This window comes from Actinomycetospora chibensis, assembly GCF_028737215.1.
Lineage (GTDB): Bacteria > Actinomycetota > Actinomycetes > Mycobacteriales > Pseudonocardiaceae > Actinomycetospora > Actinomycetospora chibensis.
The window spans coordinates 120280-138610 of sequence record NZ_JAQZAM010000005.1; the positions used below are offsets into that span (position 1 = coordinate 120280).

Annotated in this window: 22 protein-coding genes; 6 read left to right on the top strand and 16 right to left on the bottom strand. The window is 75.5% G+C overall.

The window, feature by feature from the left end:
* Positions 1-55: 55 nt before the first annotated feature.
* From PH189_RS09210 to PH189_RS09235, 6 genes are all read right to left on the bottom strand, one after another.
* The gene (locus PH189_RS09210) at positions 56-793 is read right to left on the bottom strand and encodes a class I SAM-dependent methyltransferase (protein ID WP_274188480.1); all 738 of its coding nucleotides are present in this window, start codon (positions 791-793) and stop codon (positions 56-58) included.
* Positions 790-1824, bottom strand: a complete 1035-nt coding sequence (locus PH189_RS09215) for a magnesium and cobalt transport protein CorA (RefSeq protein ID WP_274188481.1) — start codon at positions 1822-1824, stop codon at positions 790-792. The genes PH189_RS09210 and PH189_RS09215 overlap by 4 nt, the downstream gene beginning before the upstream one ends.
* Positions 1825-1850: 26 nt before the next feature.
* The gene (locus PH189_RS09220) at positions 1851-2603 is read right to left on the bottom strand and encodes a CPBP family intramembrane glutamic endopeptidase (RefSeq protein WP_274188482.1); all 753 of its coding nucleotides are present in this window, start codon (positions 2601-2603) and stop codon (positions 1851-1853) included.
* Positions 2600-4462: an alpha/beta hydrolase gene (locus tag PH189_RS09225; RefSeq protein ID WP_274188483.1), complete on the bottom strand. Its 1863-nt coding sequence runs from the start codon at positions 4460-4462 to the stop codon at positions 2600-2602. Before PH189_RS09225 ends, PH189_RS09220 begins: the two co-directional genes overlap by 4 nt.
* Before the next feature lie 88 nt (positions 4463-4550).
* Positions 4551-5747, bottom strand: coding sequence for an amidase (locus PH189_RS09230; RefSeq protein WP_274188484.1), 1197 nt, complete (start codon positions 5745-5747; stop codon positions 4551-4553).
* 35 nt (positions 5748-5782) lie between these two features.
* Entirely contained in the window at positions 5783-6334 is a 552-nt protein-coding gene (locus PH189_RS09235; protein WP_274188485.1) for a hypothetical protein, read from the bottom strand.
* 186 nt (positions 6335-6520) lie between these two features.
* Here PH189_RS09235 and PH189_RS09240 point away from each other — a divergent pair, with 186 nt between their 5' ends.
* Complete coding sequence (locus tag PH189_RS09240; protein ID WP_274188486.1) at positions 6521-7153, top strand: L-threonylcarbamoyladenylate synthase; 633 nt, start codon at positions 6521-6523, stop codon at positions 7151-7153.
* Positions 7154-7168: 15 nt separating this feature from the next.
* On the opposite strand, the gene PH189_RS09245 is transcribed toward PH189_RS09240, so the two are convergent.
* The 4 genes from PH189_RS09245 to PH189_RS09260 form a co-directional block, all read right to left on the bottom strand.
* Positions 7169-7522: a hypothetical protein gene (locus PH189_RS09245; protein WP_274188487.1), complete on the bottom strand. Its 354-nt coding sequence runs from the start codon at positions 7520-7522 to the stop codon at positions 7169-7171.
* Positions 7519-8067, bottom strand: coding sequence for an STAS domain-containing protein (locus tag PH189_RS09250; RefSeq protein WP_274188488.1), 549 nt, complete (start codon positions 8065-8067; stop codon positions 7519-7521). The genes PH189_RS09245 and PH189_RS09250 overlap by 4 nt, the downstream gene beginning before the upstream one ends.
* A gap of 54 nt (positions 8068-8121) precedes the next feature.
* A complete protein-coding gene (locus PH189_RS09255) occupies positions 8122-8850 on the bottom strand; it encodes a TSUP family transporter (protein ID WP_274188489.1) in 729 nt (242 codons plus the stop codon).
* A gap of 76 nt (positions 8851-8926) precedes the next feature.
* Positions 8927-9364: a DUF4333 domain-containing protein gene (locus PH189_RS09260; RefSeq protein WP_274188490.1), complete on the bottom strand. Its 438-nt coding sequence runs from the start codon at positions 9362-9364 to the stop codon at positions 8927-8929.
* Between the two features lie 290 nt (positions 9365-9654).
* Between PH189_RS09260 and PH189_RS09265 the strand changes: the two genes are divergently transcribed.
* Entirely contained in the window at positions 9655-10407 is a 753-nt protein-coding gene (locus tag PH189_RS09265; RefSeq protein WP_274188491.1) for a PP2C family protein-serine/threonine phosphatase, read from the top strand.
* Between the two features lie 79 nt (positions 10408-10486).
* Here PH189_RS09265 and PH189_RS09270 read toward each other — a convergent pair whose 3' ends face one another.
* A complete protein-coding gene (locus tag PH189_RS09270; RefSeq protein ID WP_274188492.1) occupies positions 10487-11956 on the bottom strand; it encodes a sensor histidine kinase in 1470 nt (489 codons plus the stop codon).
* Positions 11953-12651 carry a response regulator transcription factor gene (locus tag PH189_RS09275; RefSeq protein WP_274188493.1) on the bottom strand — a complete coding sequence of 233 codons (699 nt, stop codon included), beginning with the start codon at positions 12649-12651 and terminating at the stop codon, positions 11953-11955. Before PH189_RS09275 ends, PH189_RS09270 begins: the two co-directional genes overlap by 4 nt.
* A 135-nt stretch (positions 12652-12786) precedes the next feature.
* Between PH189_RS09275 and PH189_RS09280 the strand changes: the two genes are divergently transcribed.
* From PH189_RS09280 to PH189_RS09290, 3 genes are all read left to right on the top strand, one after another.
* Positions 12787-13323, top strand: coding sequence for a hypothetical protein (locus PH189_RS09280; RefSeq protein ID WP_274188494.1), 537 nt, complete (start codon positions 12787-12789; stop codon positions 13321-13323).
* 277 nt (positions 13324-13600) lie between these two features.
* The gene (locus PH189_RS09285) at positions 13601-14509 is read left to right on the top strand and encodes a sulfite exporter TauE/SafE family protein (protein WP_274188495.1); all 909 of its coding nucleotides are present in this window, start codon (positions 13601-13603) and stop codon (positions 14507-14509) included.
* A gap of 92 nt (positions 14510-14601) precedes the next feature.
* Positions 14602-15330 carry an HAD family hydrolase gene (locus PH189_RS09290; RefSeq protein ID WP_274188496.1) on the top strand — a complete coding sequence of 243 codons (729 nt, stop codon included), beginning with the start codon at positions 14602-14604 and terminating at the stop codon, positions 15328-15330.
* Here PH189_RS09290 and PH189_RS09295 read toward each other — a convergent pair.
* Together PH189_RS09295 and PH189_RS09300 are read right to left on the bottom strand one after the other, a co-directional pair.
* Positions 15314-15619 (bottom strand): hypothetical protein, encoded by a 306-nt coding sequence (locus PH189_RS09295; RefSeq protein ID WP_274188497.1) that lies wholly within the window; start codon positions 15617-15619, stop codon positions 15314-15316. The two genes, PH189_RS09290 and PH189_RS09295, sit on opposite strands and share 17 nt — an antisense overlap.
* Before the next feature lie 92 nt (positions 15620-15711).
* Positions 15712-15897 carry a MerR family DNA-binding transcriptional regulator gene (locus tag PH189_RS09300; RefSeq protein WP_274188498.1) on the bottom strand — a complete coding sequence of 62 codons (186 nt, stop codon included), beginning with the start codon at positions 15895-15897 and terminating at the stop codon, positions 15712-15714.
* Positions 15898-16011: 114 nt separating this feature from the next.
* On the opposite strand from PH189_RS09300, the gene PH189_RS09305 reads away from it, so the two are divergent.
* Complete coding sequence (locus tag PH189_RS09305) at positions 16012-16293, top strand: hypothetical protein (RefSeq protein WP_274188499.1); 282 nt, start codon at positions 16012-16014, stop codon at positions 16291-16293.
* Here PH189_RS09305 and PH189_RS09310 read toward each other — a convergent pair.
* Both PH189_RS09310 and PH189_RS09315 read right to left on the bottom strand, forming a co-directional pair.
* Positions 16259-17584 carry a sensor histidine kinase gene (locus tag PH189_RS09310; RefSeq protein ID WP_274188500.1) on the bottom strand — a complete coding sequence of 442 codons (1326 nt, stop codon included), beginning with the start codon at positions 17582-17584 and terminating at the stop codon, positions 16259-16261. The two genes, PH189_RS09305 and PH189_RS09310, sit on opposite strands and share 35 nt — an antisense overlap.
* On the bottom strand, positions 17581-18291 hold the full coding sequence (locus PH189_RS09315) for a response regulator transcription factor (protein WP_274188501.1): 711 nt from the start codon (positions 18289-18291) through the stop codon (positions 17581-17583). The genes PH189_RS09310 and PH189_RS09315 overlap by 4 nt, the downstream gene beginning before the upstream one ends.
* Between the last annotated feature and the right edge of the window lie 40 nt (positions 18292-18331).

Sequence of the window (18331 nt, forward strand, 5' to 3'; positions counted from 1 at the left end):
GCCTCGTGAGGGCAGGCTAACCTCGCTTCCTGCCCGGAGTCGAGAGGCGATCACCTCATGAGCGCACCGTCCGGAACGCCCCGGTCACGAAGGGCACGAGCACCGGGTCGGTGCCGACCCGCTCGGTCAGGAAGGCCCGGGCCCGTCGGTGCACGTCACGGCGCTCGGCCGCGGGCAGCGTGAGCACGCTCGAGTACGTCCCGAGCATCGCGGCCACGTCCTGCGCCGCCACCCACGCCGAGCGCTGGAAGACCCGCGATTCGCCCTCGGCGAACGGCGCCCCGGCGGGCATCTCCAGCGAGAGCCCGGACCGCACGAGCGATGCCGACCCCTGCGCCTCGGCCCGTCCGATCCGGCGCAGGTCCGCGACCCAGTCGGTGTCGGGGTCGGAGTAGCTCCACATCAGCCCGAGTACGCCCCCGGGTCGCAGCACCCGGGCGATCTCGGTCGCCGCCCGCTCGGCGTCGAACCAGTGCCACGCCGACGCCGCCAGCACGACGTCCACCGACCCGTCCGGAAGCGGGATCTCCTCCGCCGTGCCGCTCAGGGCGCGCACCCCCGGGCTGCGCGCGGTGAGCACGGCACGCATCGCGTCGTCGGGCTCGACCGCGACGACGTCGTGCACGCCCTCGGCGGCCAGCGCGCGGGTGACCAGCCCCGTGCCGGCAGCGAGGTCGAGCACCCGGCTCTCCGGGGGCACCAGCCACCGCAGGGCCTCGGCGGCCGGCGCGGGCCGCAGCCGGTCGTAGTCGTCCGCGGCGGCGCCGAACGAGCGGGCGCGCTCCGTCGTCACAGCCAGCCGCGCTTGCGGAAGAGCAGGAACAGCGTCAGCGAGCCGAGCACCATCAGTCCCAGCGCGAAGGGGTAGCCGAGGGTCCACGCGAGCTCGGGCATGTGCTCGAAGTTCATGCCGTAGATCGCCCCGATGAGCGACGGGGTGAACAGGATGGCCGCCCAGGAGGAGATCTTCTTGACCTCCTCGCCCTGGGCCAGGCTCGTCTCGGAGAGCTTCCGCATCTCCTCGTTCTGGCGCTGCCCGACGAGCGCGGCGTTGACCTGCAGGATGTTGCCGAGCAGCTGGCGGAAGTTGTCGGCGGACTCCGAGGTCTGCGCGATGTGGTCGGCGACGTCGCGCAGGCCGCGGTGCAGGCCGATCCTCGCGTGGTCGTCGGCGGTCTCGGACAGGAGCCCGTCGAGCACCTCGCGCAGCGGGTCCACGGCCCGCTGGAGCTCGATGACCTCGCGGGAGAGCTGGTAGATGCGCCGCGAGACGCTCGGGTCGCCGCCGAAGACCTGTGTCTCGATCTGGTCGATGTCGTTGCGCAGGCCACGCACCACGGGGCGGTAGTCGTCGACGATGCGGTCGAGCACCGCGTAGAGCACCGCCCGCGGGCCGAGCGCGAGCAGCCCCGGATCGTCCTCGAGGCGGGCGCGCACCGAGGACAGGTCGGGGGTCTCGGCGTGGCGCACGGTGACGACGAAGTCCTGCCCGAGGAACACGTGGATCTCGCCCACCTGGACGTCCTCGTCCTCGTCGACGTACCAGGCGGGCCGCAGGACGACGAACTCCGTGTCGTCGTAGCGCTCGAGCTTGGGCCGCTGGTGGGCGTGCACCGCGTCCTCGACGGCCAGCTCCGGCAGCGCGAGCTCGCGCGCCAGCTTGTCGAGCTCGGCCTGGTCGGGGCGCAGCAGGCCGATCCAGGCGAAGCCGTCGTCGCCGGCGGTGCCGTCACGCTCGCGGAGTGCGGCGAGGGTGCCGTCGAGCGAATCGGGTTCCCTGTCGCGGGCACCGCCCACGTACACCGCGTTGTCGACCACCGTCATCGCGACAGTCTCGCCCGAGACGTCGATCAATGCGCGAGCGCGACACCCGCGGCGACGAGACCGACCGCGTTCGTGCCCAGATGCAGCCCGATCGGGGCGAGCACCGAGCCCGTCCGGTGGCGCAGCCAGCCGAGCGCGAGCCCGCCGACGACGGTCACGGCGAGGACGGTGAGCGCCGAGGTCCACTGCAGCGTCGGCGGCAGTGGGACCGCGGAGGGGCCCATCGCGACGGTGAGGTGCCAGAGGCCGAACGCGACGGCGGTGACGCTGAGGGCCACCCGGGCCGACAGCGAGCGCACCGAGTGCCCCTGCAGCACGCCGCGGAACGCGAGCTCCTCGGCGAGCACGGTGCCGAGCGGGATGAGGACGAGCCCGCGCAGCAGCAGGGCGCCCGGGGAGGCGCCGGCGAGCTGCGGGTTCTCCAGCAGCTCGGGGGCGGCGACGAGGACGGCGCCGTAGCCGAGTACCGCGACGGCGATCGCGGCGCCGCCCCAGCGCAGACCGGCGCCCCAGGTGCCGCGTCCGATCCCCAGGTCGGCCCAGGTCAGGCCGAGCAGCCGGGCCACGGTGACCATCGCCGCGACGCCGCCGAGGTTGAACAGCGCCTTGAGCACCGGGTCGGCGGGCAGCGCGGGGAGCACGAGGTTGCTCCAGCCCAGCAGCAGCACCGCGACGACGGCCGGCGGGGCGAGCCGTCGCCAGTGGGAGGGGGCGTCCTCCTCGGTGTCCTCGGCCCCCTCGGGGCGGGCGTCGGTGGCCGTATGCGCAGGAGCGGTCACAGCCCCAGCATGCCTGCCACCCTTTCCGTGTCCGCAGGGGTCCACCCCGCTGGGGTACCCAGTGCGAGCCATCCGTCCAGCATCACGCCGCGGTACTGGTGCCCGTGGCCGTCCGGGACCCCCAGCGAGTTGGTGATGTCGATGGTGACCTGCCAGAACGTGACCACCGGGTACCAGTCCATGGCGGGCGAGACGTCGCGTCCGCGGGGCTCGGCGAGCCACTCGGGGCGGTGCCACAGCAGCGACGGGGACCACCACACGACCGGGTCCGAGGCGTGCTGCAGGTAGACGATCCGTGGCGCATCCCACGGGCCGGGCGGGCGGGCGAGGTCCTCGGAGGTCGCGCCGAACCGCACCTCTCGGCCGCCGGCGACGACGGGGAGGATCTCCGGGGTGCCCGGATCCCGGCGGGCGGTCAGGGCGGCGTGCAGCCGGTTGGAGTTCGGCGGGCCCACCCAGAGCACCCCGTCGGCCTGGGCGCGGGCGTCGTCGACACTCGAGAAGGCGGCCTCGGAGCCCTGGGAGCCGAGGCTCTCGCCGAAGGCGAACAGCCGCGGGCGCCGGTCGGGGGGCATCTGCTCGACGCGGGCGTGCACGGCGTCGAACAGGGCCCGGCCCTCGGCCGCGGCGCGCGTGCGGTCGACGACGAACGACAGCCAGCTCGGCAGGTACGAGTACTGGGTGGCGACGATCGCGGTGTCCCCGCCCCAGACCATCTCGAGGGAGTCGGCGGTCGGGGTGTCGATCCAGCCGGTGCCCGTGGTCGTGACGACGGCGAGCACCGACCGGTCGAACGCCCCGGTGCGCTCGAGCTCGGCGACGGCCAGGGCGGCGCGCTCCGACGGGCCCGGCGCGCCGAGCAGGCCGACGTAGGCCCGGATGGGCTCCACCGGGGCACGCCCCGACGCGGCGGCGAGCTCGGAGGGCGGGCGACCGCCCGCGACGAAGGCCTGGCCCTCGCGCCCGATCGTGTTCCAGCGCACGAGCGAGGCGGGCGAGCCGGAGCGCAGCGGTGAGGTGGGGGCGGCGATCCCGGGGTAGGGCGTGTCGTTCGTGGCGCGGAAGACGGAGTCGGCCACGCGCAGCCCGCCGCGCAGGACCACCGAGTCGAGCACCGTGACGACGAGCAGGAGCACGAGCACCGTGGCGGCGACGGTCGCGACCCGACGGGGCATGTGGACGCGCCGGCGCAGAAGCTCTGCGACCCGTCCCGCGAGCCAGCGCACCCCGCGCCCGAAGCCGACGAGCACGCCCGCCACGACCAGCGCGATCGGCCCGGCGCGCAGCCAGCCGTCGGTCGTCGGCTGCTCGAGGCCCATGAGCCCGGCGATCTGCCGTTGCCAGCCCGCGCCGGCGAGCAGCAGCCCGAACAGGGCGAGCGTCGCGGTCACCACCAGCACCAGCCAGGCCCCGGGCGTGAACCACACCGGGGTCGCACGGTCCAGGCGGTCGGTGAGGTGCGTCCAGCGCGCCATCCGACGCAGGAGCCAGGCGAGGGCCACGCCGATCGCGTAGCCCAGGGCGGCGGAGATGCCGGTGGCGAGGCCCTGGAAGAGGTAGTCGCGGGGGATCAGCGAGGGCGTCAGCGAGATGAGCCCGAAGGCGGTGCCCAGCACGAAGCCCGCGGGGTGTGCGCGCGGGATGTAGCGGACCCACGCGGCGAGGCGCGGGGGGAGCAGCGGCGAGTCGGTGCCGAACTGGTGGCGCTCGCCGTCGCGGTGCCACAGGTGGTGGTGGTCGAGCTCGTCGGCGAACTCCTCGAAGAACTCGACGTCGAGCCCCTCGTCGGAGTGCCGGGGCGGATCACGGGGGAGCCCGGTGGGCGTCGCGCCCGCCGTCCGCGCTTCCCCGTCCGCCACGGCCCCCACTCTCCCCGCGCGCGCAAGGCACACGGCACGTGACCCACCCCATGTGCGCGATGTTCGGTGCGATAGCACCGAAGATCGCTCACGGCAGGAGGGACTCCAGGCGGCGACCGGCGGCGAGCAGGGCGTCCTCGCGGTCGGGGTGGCCGATCAGCTGCAGCCCCAGCGGCAGGCCGTCGGCGTCGCGCAGCCCGGGCACGGCGAGGGCGGGCAGGCCCATCGCGTGCCAGGGCCTGCTGAGCACCGGGTCGCCGGTGGCGTCCAGGCCGGGCGGGGCGACGCCGAGGGCGCCGGGGGCCAGGACCGCGTCGGCGTCGGCGAGACGCGCCAGCACCGTCTCCCGGGTGGCCGCCGAGCGCCGGCGGGCCGCGGTCAGCTCGCCGTCCGGGACCGCATGGCCCTGGGCCACCAGGGCAGTGAGGTTCTCGCCGAGCCCGGGGAGCTCGGGCACGGTGGTCGCGGCCTCGGCGGCCATGACGGTGCGGTGGTCGGCGGTGGCCGCGCGGAGGTCGACGTCGAGGTCGGCGACGGTGGCGCCGTCCGCGCTCAGCCGGTCGATCGCCGCGGCGAGGGCGTCGCGCATCGCTGCGGAGACGTCGGCGACCACCGTGCCGTCCCAGACCAGCAGGCGCAGCGGCCCGGTCGCCTCCGGGGCGACGTTCCTCCCGTCGAGCGCGGCCCGCGCGACGGCGAGGTCGGCGACGGTCGCGGCGAACAGCCCCAGGGTGTCGAGCCCGGGCGCCAGCGGCGCGACTCCGTCGTGCGGCAGGACCCCGCGGGCGACCGCGAGCCCGGCGACGCCGCAGTACGACGCCGGCCGCACCACCGATCCCGCGGTCTGGGTGCCGACGGCCAGCGGCACCATGCCCGCGGCCACGGCGGCCGCGGACCCGCTCGACGACCCGCCGGGCGTGCGGGTGGGGTCGTGCGGGTTCCGGGTCGGTCCCGGGTCGAAGTAGGCGAACTCCGTCGTCACGGTCTTGCCGACGACCACCGCCCCGGCGGCGCGCAGCATGCGCACGATCCCCGCGTCCTTCTCGGCGGGCGGCGCGTCGACCAGCGCGCGCGAACCGCACCGGGTGGGCACGCCGGCGACGTCGACGATGTCCTTGACGCCCACCGGGACGCCGGCGAGCGGACCGTCACCCGGCGGCTCGGAGGGCACCGGGGTGACCCATGCGCGGACGTGGTCGTCGACCTCGGCGATGCGTTCGCGGGCCGCGACGGCGGCCTCCGGGTGTCGGGCGTCGTCGATCCGCCAGGGGGCCACGAGGTCCATGGCGCCAGTCTGCCCACCCCGGTCCGGCCGTCGCGCTACGACGGGGAGCTGTCCGGGATGTCGATGATCTTCGTCTCGCCCGGGGGCGGCGGGATGTCGTCCGGGTTGGTCGGCACGTACTGCGGCTGCGCCGATACCTGCTGCGTCGCGCTGCCGTCGCTTGACGACGAGGAGTCCTGGCTGTCCGCGACGTCGGAAGCGTCGGAGCCGTCGGAGCCGTCGGAGCCGTCGGTGTCGCACGCGGCGTCCTGCGCGCTGTCCTGTTCGTGCGATCCCCCGAGCCCGAGGTCGCCGAGCAGGCCGCCGACGAGGTCGTCGTCGGAGGCGCCGCAGTCGGCCGGGTCGGACGAGTCCCGGGCGGAGTGCCCCGGCGACTCGCCGTCCTGGTGCCCGTTGCCGTGACCGTTGCCGTGGCCGTTGCCGTGGCCGTTGCCGTGGCCGTTGCCGTGGCCGTTGCCCGGTGTCGCCAGCGCCAGCCCCGCGCCCGCACCGGTGAGGGTGAGGGCGGTCGCCGTGGCCACCACCCCCCGCCCGACGAGGCGGACCACGTCAGCGGGGCGTTCGTCCTGGATGCGGTGAGTGCTCATCCGAGTTCCTCCTCCAGCGTGGCCACGATGCGCCGAAGGGCGTATCGGAGTCTCGGTCACGCTCCGCGTAGGTCTCGATCCGGTCACAAGCCTCGATGGAGTGCCCCTCCGATACGGCTCCCAATCATCCCGCTCACCGCCGCTCGGGTGTCGCGCAGCGGGCCGGAGCCCCCCTACCCTGCGGCGATGGCCGCCCCCACGCGTGCGAGGTACGTCGAGGTCCACCCCCGCAACCCGCAGCGACGGGCGGTGACCGCCACCGTCGACCTCCTCCGGGAGGGCGGGCTGATCGCCTATCCCACCGACTCGTGCTTCGCGCTCGGGTGCGCGCTGGGCAACCGCGAGGGGCTCGAGCGGATCCGCACGATCCGCCACCTCGACGAGCGCCACCACTTCACGCTGGTATGCCGCGACTTCGCCCAGCTCGGCCAGTTCGTCCGCGTCTCCACCCCGGTGTTCCGATCGGTGAAGGCCGCGACGCCCGGCTGCTACACGTTCATCCTGCCGGCGACCAAGGAGGTGCCGAAACGGCTGCTGCACCCCCGCAAGCGCACCGTCGGGGTCCGCATCCCCGAGCACCCGGTGGCGGAGGCACTGCTGGCCGAGCTCGGCGAGCCGTTGCTCTCCTCGACCCTGCTCCTGCCCGACACCGAGGAGCCGCTGACCTCCGGTGCCGAGATCCTCGAGCGGCTCGGCAACCAGCTCGACGCCGTCATCGACTCCGGCGAGTGCGGCACCGAGCCGACCACCGTCATCGACCTCTCCGGCGACGAGCCCGAACTCGTGCGGCAGGGAGCGGGGCACGGCTTCCAGTGGTGAGGTGAGTTGGGCCGGTCACCCCGTGCCGGCGCCGGCGGGCCCGGCATCCCCCCGCCGTGGCAGCCGGTCGAGCGCGGCGCGCAGGGCGAGGTAGGCGTCCTCGAACTCGGTGACGGCCAGGGACGCGCAGGCGGTGCGCACCGCGGCCGCGACCTCGTCGAGCCCGGTCCGGTACGCGTGGCCGCCCGGCGCGGCCTCGTGGGCCTGCAGCGCGGCGCGCAGCATGCGGTCGACCCGGCCGTCGCGCAGCGCGTCCGACGGGGCCGCGAGGTCGGAGAGCGCACCCAGGGCCGCACGCACCGCCTCGCCCAGCTCCGGGTCCCGGGCGTTCCCGCCGCCCCCGGCCGGGGACGCGGTCTCCGCGCTCACCACGCCGGTCCCGCCGAACCGTGCCTCCCGATCGCCGGATGGTGCGTGGTGAGGAGGACCTGACGGTCGAGGGCGGCGAGACGGAAGGGGCGCAGCACCGTGCGGTGGTCGGCGACCACGACCAACCGGACGTCGTGCTCGTCGGCGGTCCGTTGCGCGGAGGCGACGACGTCGAGCCCGGAGGCGCCGAAGAACGTGACCCCGGTCAGGTCGCACACGACCAGCGGGGGCGGGTCGTCGTGGGTGGGGTCGCCACCGCGATCCCGCTCGGCGGCGACCGCGACGATGGCGTCCTGCACGACGTCGCCGAGGCGGGAGGCGGTGAGCAGGTCGACCTCACCGATGACGCGCACCAGCACGAGCCCGCGCCGTGGCTGCGTCGGGGCGATCGTCAGGTCCCCGAGCGGCTCGTCGGGACGACGAGGATCCCGTGCGGTCGAGCCGTCGCAGCGATGGTCATGAGGCACGCGCACGAGCGCCACCCCTTCCGCGAGGAACGAGGACCGCCTCGCCTCCTGGGTGAAGCTGCGGGTGAGCAGCTTCACCTTGCCCCGGTCCGACAGAGGCTGTCCACCCGCACGGTCGGTGTCGGAGGTTGCTCAGAGACTGAGCACACCCCGGACGACCGTGGCGAGACCGCCCATCAGGGCCAGGACGACGACCGCCCGCCGTGCCGTGACGGGGTCGAGGCGCCGGTGGACGACGTCGCCCAAGACCACCCCCGCGGCCAGCGCCACGAGGCCGGTGCCCCAGACCGCGGGGGCGAGGCGGGGGACCCCCTTGCCCAGGAGCGCGAGCAGGTTGACGACGAGCAGGACGAGCTGCGCGGTCGGCACGAAGACGTCGGTGCTCCACCGCCGGGCGAGGGCGAACGCCGAGATCATCGGCCCGCCCACGCCCGCCGCGGCGTTGACGAACCCGGCCACCGCGCCGGCCCCGACAGCCCCCGGCCTGCCGTTCATCCACCCGCCGAGGCGCGGGACGAGCGAGACGACCACGGCGCCGATGGCAAGGAGGCCGACCACGACCAGCAGGGGGCCCTCGGGCAGCACGCCGACCACCCAGGCGCCGACCGGGACCGTGACGAGGGCGCCGGCCAGGAGCAGTCCGGCGGACCGGAGATCGGTCCCGCGCCAGGTCCGGGCGAGCACGACGGCGCACAGCAGCACCTGCAGGGCGTTCCCGAACGAGACGCCGTCGCGGGGGCCCAGGATCGCGACGAGGAACGGCGCACCGACGAGGGCGAGACCGAGGCCGGTCGCCCGCTGGGTGAGCGCCCCGAGGAGGACCGGCCCCAGGACGAGCACCGCCGTCCCCGCCACGCTCACGGGCGCGACGGGGACGGCGGCGTCATGCGGTCATCATGACCGCCGGGATCAGCGGTCGATCGTCACGGGCCGACGATCACTGGGGGATGATGTCGAAGTTCACGGTGTCGCCCTGGACGGCAGTGACCCGCACGAGCAGCGTCGACGTGGTGCCGGCGTCCGTGCCGGTGCACGTGATGGTCGCGCCGACCTCGCCCTCCAGCGACGAGGGGCAGGTCACCTGGCTCGGGTCCACGCCGTACTGCTGGGCGATCTGCTGCTCGACCTGGTCCGCGGTGACCGTCGGCGATCCGAAGACCATCGCGAGGGCGAACAGGGCCACGAGGATCGCGACGAACACCCCGACCACGATCCCGATGATCTTGCCGGCCGAACTCTTGCGCACGGGCGGTGGCGGAGGGTAACCGCCGTATCCCGGAACGGGAGGTGGGCCGCCGTAGGGCATCCCGGCCGGACCCTGCGGCATCGAGGGGTACGGGAAGCCGGCCGGGGGCGGCGGTGCCTGCTGCGACATGGGGACTCCTCAAGACTGCGGGTGCGACGGGGGGCTGCGCGGGAACCGGCGGGGCCGGATCGGCGCGGAGCGGGGGCCCGGCCGACGAGAGGAGCATAGAACACGGAGAGCTACGAGAAAGGCTTCTGGCTACTCCATCAGAGTTATCTCAGTGTTTCGCCAGAGACACGCGGCACTCGATCCCACCCGCGGTCCTCATCGGGCGCACAGGCTGCGCCCAGGGAGCCTGCCCACCCTGGTCGTAGGGCGCCGGAGCACCGGCGCCCACCACCGGCGAGGAGCGCCCGTCCATGACCGCCGCCGTCACCGTCCCGTTCGGCACCCTCACGTCCGGCACCGCCGCGTTCGGCACCGCGTCCTCCGACGCCGCCGTCCTCGTCGGGCACGCGACGCATCGCGGGCCCCGGCGGCACCAGGCCGACGCCGTCGCCTCGCACCGCACGTCGTGGGGTCGTCTCGCCGTCGCGGTCGCGGACGGGGTGGGCGACTCCGAGGACGCCGGGTTCGCCGCGCGCCTCGTGGCCGACCACGCGGTCCGGGTCGCCGCCCTCGAGGGTCGGCCCGACACCGCGCTGCTCGCCGCCCACGACCTGCTGGAGGCCACGCAGGACCTCGTCCCCGGCGACGCCGCGGCGGTCGTGGCCCTCGCCCCCGGGTCGGGCGAGCCGCGGTGGCGCCTGGCGTGGGTGGGCGACTGCCGCGCGCTGGCGTGGGACGGGCGCACCCTGCGGACGCTGACCACCGACCACACGTTCGCCGCGCACATGCGGAACGTGGGGCTGACGCCGCACCCGCACCTGGAGCACGTCATCACCACGAGCGCGCGCACCGTCGGACCCCGGGACGTCGGGATCGCGGTGGTGGACGACCCGGGGACCCTGCTGCTCGTCAGCGACGGCGTCCACCGCGCGGTCTCGGCGTCCTCGATGGCGGCGGTCCTCGCCGCGGGCGGCAGCGCCGGCGAGCGCGCGGCGCGCATCGTCCGGCTCGCCGAGGCCGCGGGTCTCACGGACAACGCCACCGCCCTGGTCGTCGCCGGCTGAGTTCTGGGAGCGAGGGACGCCTCACCTGCGTCCGACGCAGCGAGGGCGTCCCTCGCTGCCACCACCGGAGGGCCTCGCCTCAGCCCGCCCGCGGCAGGGTCAGCCGGAGGCGGGCGCCGACCTCGGGGTCGGGCCGGGACTCGACGACCCGCAGGTCCCCGCCGTGCGCGCGGGCCAGGGCGCGCGCGATCGGCAGGCCCAGCCCGGCGCCACCGGCGTCGCGGGTGCGCGCGTCGTCGAGGCGGACCAGGCGGTCGAAGACACGCTCGCGGTCGGCCGGCGGGATGCCCGGACCCTCGTCGACCACGTCGAGCACCGCGTCCGAGCCCTCGACGGTCACCTCGATGCGCACGGTGCCCTCGGTCGGGCCGTGGCGCCGGGCGTTCTCCAGGAGGTTGGCGAGGATCTGCGTGACCCGTCCCGGGTCGGCGTCGACGGTGGTGGGCGGGCCGTCGACCTCGACGGTGAGGCCAGGGGCGAGCAGCCCGATCCGCTCGGCCTGGGCGGCGGCCAGCTCGGTGAGGTCCACGGGCCGGCGGTCGAGCGGCGTGCCGTCCTCGATGCGGGCGAGCTCGAGCATGTCGTTGACCAGCGCCCCCGCCCGCCGCGTCTCCCGCACGAGGGTGGTGGCGAGGCGCTCGCGGCGCTCGAGGTCGCCGTCGGGGTGGCGCACGAGCGACTCGGCGAGGGTCTGCACACCCGCGATCGGCGTCCGCAGCTCGTGCGCGGCGTCCGAGAGGAACCGCCGGGTGCGCACCTCGGAGCGCCGCGCCTCCCCGGCCGCGTCCTCGGCACGCGTCTGGGCGGACTCGAGCTCGTCGAGCATCGCGTCGAAGGCGGCGGCCGTGCGCCCCAGCTCGGTGTCGGTGCGCTCGGGGCGCAGCCGCCGGCCCCGGTCGCCGGCCGCGATGTCGCGCGCCAGGACCGTCATGTCGTCGAGCGGGCGCAGCGCGATCCGGACGCCGACGAGCAGGGCGCCCGCCACGACGGCCAGCCCCATCCCGCCGACGCCGATCATGATCACGCGGAGCCGCCGGAGGACACCGTCGTTCTCCCCCGGCTCGACGGCCAGCACCAGCTGCGAGCCGTCGGGCAGGGCCACCGTGCGGACGTCGTCCCGTCCGGCGCGCGAGGGACGCGGACCGTCCGGCGCGACCGGGACGTCCGACGCGCCCGGCACGAGCGGCACCGGCCCCTCCGGCGCGCCCGGCCGGCCGCGTCCCCGGGGACCGTCGTCGTCCGATCCGGCGACCCGCCGTCCCGCGGCGTCGAGCAGGACCGCGCGGATGCCCTGACCATCGACGGCCTCGACCAGCGCCGGTCCCGTCGACCCCGCCGCGACGAGAAGGCCGGCACGGGCAGCGCGGTCGTCGAGACGGCTCTGCTGGTCGCGGCGCAGCTGGGCGTCGAGGGAGAGGTCCACGGCGACCCCGATGACGACCAGCGCCAGGGCCACCACCAGCAGGACGAGCGCGGTGACGCGGAAGCGGAGCGAGCGCGTCGCCGACCAGCTCTCGGGCAACGACAGCCGGGCCCAGGACCGGCTCACGCGCTCTCCCCCGCCACCGGGCGCAGGGCGTAGCCCAGGCCACGCACGGTGTGGACGAGGCGCGGGCCGTGGGCCTCGAGCTTGCGGCGCAGGGCGCTCACGTGCACCTCGACGAGGTTGGGGTCGTAGGCGTCGTAGCCCCAGACCTGGGTCAGGATCTGGTTCTTGGTGACGGTGCGTCCGCGCTGCTCGACGAGGTAGCGCAGCAGACGCAGCTCCGTGGCGGTGAGCTCGAGGACCGCGCCGCCGCGGGTCGCGGTGCCCGCCTCGTCGTCGACGACGAGGTCGCCGACCGTCATGGCCGTCGGCACCCGCCCCCGGCGGCGGAGCACGGCGCGCACCCGCGAGACCAGCTCGGCGAGCAGGAACGGTTTGACGACGTAGTCGTCGGCGCCGCCGTCGAGGCCGTGCAGGCGGTCGGCGAGCGCGTCGCGGGCGGTGAGCAGGACCAGCCCCGCGTCGCTGCGCTCGCGCACCACGCCGAGCAGACGGAAGCCGTCGCGGCCGGGCAGCATGACGTCGAGGACGACGAGGTCGGGCCGGAACCCGTCGAGCAGCTCCTCGAGACCCTCGCCGTCGCCTCGCCCGAGCGCGCGGAAGCCCGCGTCCTCGAGCGCCTCGACGACCGACTCGCGGATCGCCGTCTCGTCCTCGACGACGAGCACGCGCGCCGCCGTGCCCCAGGTGCCACCCACACCCGGATCCTGGCCCCCCGCTGCTGAACGGGACCTGAAGACCCGCCCGCGCGGCGGTGGCTTCAGGCCCGGTTCAGCCCCGCTGCCCATCGTCGGTGTTCCCCGAAGGTCCCCGAGTACGAGTGGAGACGACCGATGAGCGAGACACCGCAGTCCGGCACCCCCGACGGCGACCCGCCGACCCGACCGACCGACCGGTCCCCGGGGACGACCGCGACTCCGAGCGGTCCGCCCACGCGCTGGCAACGCACGACCCGCCCGTCCGGCTGGACCCGCCGCACCGCGATCGTCGTGGCCGGGGTCGCCGGGCTGCTGCTCGGCGTGCTGCTGGCCGGCGGCGTGCTGGCCGCGACCCTGGGCGGCGAACACGGCGACGGGCCGCGGGACCGGGGTCCCGGCACGAGCGCCGAGGGGCGCGGCGGACCGGGCGGGCCCGGGGCCCCGGGCCGCCCGGCCGGGCCCGACGGCGGCCCCCGGGGCGAGCGCGGCGGTGCTGCCGGCGCGTCCGGGCCGATCGTCGTCCAGGTCCAGCCGGGCGCGACGGTGCAGGTGGCGCCGGGCGCGACAGTGCAGACGGTGCCGGGTTCGCAGGCCCAGCCGGGTCAGCCCGCCCAGCCCGCCCAGCCCACCCAGCCCGCGCAGCCGGGTCAGCCCGCCCCCGTTCCGGGCTGATCGTCCTCGAGCGACGGCGTGGCGGCGGTCACAGCGGTGAGGCGGATCGCTGTCCTCCGCCTCGTCGTCGTGTGAGGATCAGTTCGTGTCCGACTCGGGGGTGGTCCTGGTGCGCCGTGCGCACGTCGACCTCCTTCGTGTCACGTCGGCCGGGTGTCGCCTCCCCCGCCGCTGACCGTCCACGTCTCGTCCGGTCGCGGGTCCGTCCCCGACCGGGTCGCCACACGCCCGGTGCACGGGTGCGCGGGCTCGTCCCCGCCCATCACCGAGGAATCCTGTGCGCGCGTTCCTGCTCTTCGCCCTGGCCGGCCTGATCGCCCAGCTCGTCGACGGCTCCCTGGGCATGGCCTACGGCGTCACGTCGACGTCGGTGCTCCTGGCGGCGGGCACGGCCCCCGCCATCGCCTCCGCCTCCGTCCACCTCGCGGAGATGGGCACCACCCTCGCCTCCGGCGCCTCCCACTGGCGCTTCGGCAACGTCGACTGGCGGGTGGTCGGCATCCTCGCGATCCCCGGCGCCGTCGGCGCGGTGCTCGGCGCGTACGTCCTGGTCAACATGACCGAGGACGCCGAGCCCTACATGGCCGGCATCCTGCTCCTGCTCGGCGTCTACGTGCTGCTGCGCTTCAGCTCCCGCGCGATCGCGAAGCGCGTCGTCTCCGGGCCGCGGCCCGGCGGGAAGTTCCTCGGCCCGCTCGGCCTGGTCGCGGGCTTCCTCGACGCCTCGGGCGGCGGGGGCTGGGGCCCGGTGGCCACCTCCAGCCTGCTCGCGTCGGGCCGCCTCGAGCCCCGCAAGGTCGTCGGCTCGGTGGACACCTCGGAGTTCGTCGTCGCCCTCGCGGCCAGCATCGGCTTCCTGTTCACGCTGTCGCAGGAGGGCATCGACTACACGGTCGTCCTCGCCCTGATGGTCGGCGGTGTGATCGCGGCGCCGTTCGCGGCCTACATCGTCCGGCTGCTCCCGGCCCGTGTGCTGGGCACCGGGGCCGGCGGCCTGATCATCATCACCAACGCCCGCACGCTGCTGAACAGCTTCGACGTGCCCACGGGCATCGTGACCACCGTGCTGATCGTGCTGGCGGTGCTCTGGGTCGTGGCGATCGTCGTCGCCGTGCGCAGCGCCCGCAGCGAGCGCGTGCTCAACGAGCCCGCCGTGGTCGAGGAGGACAGCGCCCCGGCCGTGTGAGCTTCGCTCTCGTGAGCCCTTGTCCGGAGGGCACGGAGTCAGGGGGAACACGCCGATAGGGGCTCACAGGGCCGGAGGCCACACTGATCGACGTGCGCGCCCTGTTCGACCTGCCCGCGGCCTACCGCCCCTCCGACGACGACCGGGCCGCGCCCGTCCCGCCGGTCGAGGCGGTGCTCTGCGACTTCAGCAACACACTCTTCCGGATGATCGGCACCGAGGAGTGGCTGCGCCGGGTGGCCGCGGACACGGGGCGCGAGCTCGGCGACCCCGGGACGGTGCTCGCCGCCCTCGACGCGGCGGCCGCGGAGCCCGAGGTGGCGGACGCGCAGGTGGGCCGCGACCTCGACGCCGACGCCCACCGGCGTGCGATGCGCGCGTGGTTCTCCCGCGTGCCCTACCTCGCGGGCATCGAGGACGCCGCGCAGGCGCGGGTCGTGGCCGAGGACTCGTGGGTGCCCTACGGCGACACCGGGCCGTTCCTGGCCGCCCTGGCCGATCGGGGCGTGCCGGTGGGCGTGGTGAGCGACATCGGCTGGGACATCCGCGGCCACGCCCGCGCCGCCGGGCTCGACGGCCTCGTCGGCACCTGGGTGCTCTCCTGCGAGGAGGGCAGCGAGAAGCCCGACCCCGCGCTGTTCCGCACCGCCTGCGAGCGCCTGGGCACCGACCCGCGGCGCACCCTCATGGTCGGCGACAACCCGGTGCGCGACGGCGGCGCCGTGGCCGCGGGCCTGCGGGCCTTCGTGCTGGCCGGTGAGCAGCGCGAGCGGGAGCGCGGGCTGCGCGACGTGCTCGCGCTGGTCAGCCCACGCGCGTGACGCCCGGCGCCACGAGCTCCCGGGCCACCGGTCTCGCCGCGCGGCGTACCCAACCGCCCACGACCTGGGCCACCGACCACCCCTCGGTGGCCAGCAACGAAGCGATCTCGACGTCGCTCGCCCCGAGCGCGACGTCGGCCTCGTCGAGCACGCCGACCAGCCAGCGCTCGCACCGACGCACCACCTCGTCGCCCGGCACGGCGGGCGAGAAGCCCTCGGAGAGCAGCCGACCCAGACCGAGGGGTTCGGTGTCGAAGGGCCCGGGCAGGACCTCGTCGCCGTCGGGCATGACGCCTCCTGCTCCTCCTCGGGTGGCGGACGGCGTCGACGCTAACCCTGCCCACCGACAGCGACGGGCGGGTCGGTCGTCCTGAGTCGTCGTCAGTCGTCCTCCGACGCGATCCCGATCTGGCGGCGCAGCTTGGCGACGTTCCACCGGTACTGCCCCGACGGCAGCGTGATCTCGGGCGTGACGAGGCCGGCCCGGACGTAGCGCTGCAGCGTGCGCGGACTGACCCCCAGCGCCTTGGCGGCCTCCGGGGTCGAGACGAGGTCCGACGGGGACATGGCGGGCAGCCTATGTCGCCGGTGTCGTCCGAACGACGGAACGGCGCTGCTGTCGCGGATTTCGTTCATGACACCGCTGTCGTTCCTGTCGCAACTGTCGCTAACATGGGCGACATGAGCGACACCGGCGACATCCGATTACCCCGCCCGGGCGGGCCGCACCGCTACCGGCTCGACGCCCGACGCTTCAGCGGGCCACTGCACACGCCCGCCCGCAACGACCAGGAGCAGCACGAGTCCGACGACCTGGCCGCGCTCGTCGAGATCGCGCGCGTCCTGGTGTCGGAGGGGTTCACCGCCTGGATCTACGAGCGTGTGCGGCGCAGCGTGCCGTGGCCCGAGGCGTGGGACCTGAGGTTGGTCACCCAGCTCGATCCGGGCCGAGGGCCAGGCTGACCCGCAGGCCGCCCGCCGGGGCGTCCCCGAGCGCCACCCGTCCGCCGTGCCGGGCCGCCTGCTGCGCCACAAGCGCCAGGCCCAGCCCCGAGCCCGGCGCGCCCGCGGTGCTCCCGCGCACGAAACGACCGAGCACCGCCTCCCGCTCGTCCGCGGGCAGACCGCTCCCGTCGTCGTCGACGGTGAGCACGACCCCGCCGTCGGTGCCCGTATGGGCACCCAGCCGCACGGTGCCCGCGCGACCGTGCCGCACGGCGTTGACGACGAGGTTCGCCAGCGCCATCCGCAGCCCCTCGGGCGACGCGCGCACCGACTCCGGCGTCGCCGGGTCCGGCTCGTCGACGACCACCGCGAGCCCGGCGTGGGTACGTCGCGCGTCCTCGGCGGCCAGGCGCAGGACGTCGGCCACCCCGATCGCCTCGCCGCCGGCGGCGTCGGGCAGGTCCCCGGCGGCGAGCTGCCCCAGGGCGGTGAGCGTGGCCTCCACCCGGACCTGGGCGCGCAGCACGTCGGCGAGCACCTCGTCGCGTTCGGGCAGGTCGGGGTGGGCGGCCAGGACCTCGAGGTCGGTGCGCATCGCCGTCAGCGGCGTCCGGAGCTCGTGGCGGGCGGCCGCGGCGAAGTCGCGCGCGGCGTGCAGCGAGGCCGCGCTCCGCTTCTGCTCGGCGTGCAGGCGGGCGAGCATGTCCGACAGCGCGTCGGCGAGCTCCTCGGACTCGCGCGACCCGTCGGCGCGGACCGTCGGCGGCGCGGCCCCCGGGTCGGAGGCCGCGCGGTCGAGCGTCGCGGCCTGCGCGGTGAGCCGGCGCATCGGGCGCACCGCGCGGCCGGCGAACACCCATCCCAGTCCCGCCGCCAGCGCCACCGCCGCGACCCCGAGCCCGGCCACGAGACGCTGCCGCTCCGCGACCCGCGCGCGGGTGTCGTCCTCGGTCGCGCCCACCGTCACCAGCGAGCCCGGCGCCGGGCCCGGCGCGGTGCGGATGCGGTAGTCGACGCCCGCGACCGTCACCGACGTCGGGATGCCGATCGGCGAGAGCGGCAGCTCGGGCCCGCTCACCCGCCGTGCCTCGCCGGCGGGGTTCCGCAGCGTCACGGCGAGGTCGGCGCGCGTCGAGGCGAACGAGCCGAGCACCGCCGGCGAGCCGGGCACCAGGCTGCGGTCGAGCCGCTCGGTCTGCTCCCGGGTCAGCAGCACCGAGGCCAGCACGCCGACCAGGACCACGACGACGGTCGCGGCCAGGGCGGCGGCGAGGGCCACGCGCGCCCGGAGCGAGAGAGAGCGCCTCATCCGCCCGCCCGCAGCACGAATCCCACCCCGCGCACGGTGTGCACGAGCCGGGGCGTGCCGTCGGACTCCAGCTTGCGGCGCACGTACCCGACGAAGACGTCGACGACGTTGGTGTCGGTGGCGAAGTCGTAGCCCCACACCAGCTCGAGCAGGCGCTCGCGGGTGAGCACGACCTCGGCGTTGCGGGCGAGGACGACGAGCAGCTCGTACTCGCGCTTGGTCAGCTCGACCGTGCGGTCCCCGACGCGGACCGTGCGCCGGGCGAGGTCGACGGTCAGCGGCCCCGCCGTGATCGTCTCGCCGAGAGCGGGCTCGGCCGTGGTCGTCGACCGCGCGCCCCGTCGCAGCAGGGCCCGCAGCCGCGCCACGAGCTCGGTGAGCGCGAACGGCTTGACCATGTAGTCGTCGGCCCCGGCCTCGAGCCCGACGACGCGGTCGTCGACGGTGTCGCGCGCCGAGAGCACGCACACGGGCACGTCGTGGTCCATCGCCCGCAGCGCCGAGACGACGGCCACCCCGTCCATGCCGGGCAGCCCGAGGTCGAGGACGACGGCGTCGGGAACGCGCTCGTGCACCGCCCGCAGCGCGCCCGGCCCGTCCTGCGCGGAGCGCACGGTGAACCCCGAGAGCCGCAGGCCGCGCTCGAGCGACGCCCGCACGTCGGCGTCGTCGTCGACCACCAGCAGGTCAGGGTTCGACTCGCTCATGGGCGCGGATGGTGCCACCGCATCCGGGAGCGTTCGCGCG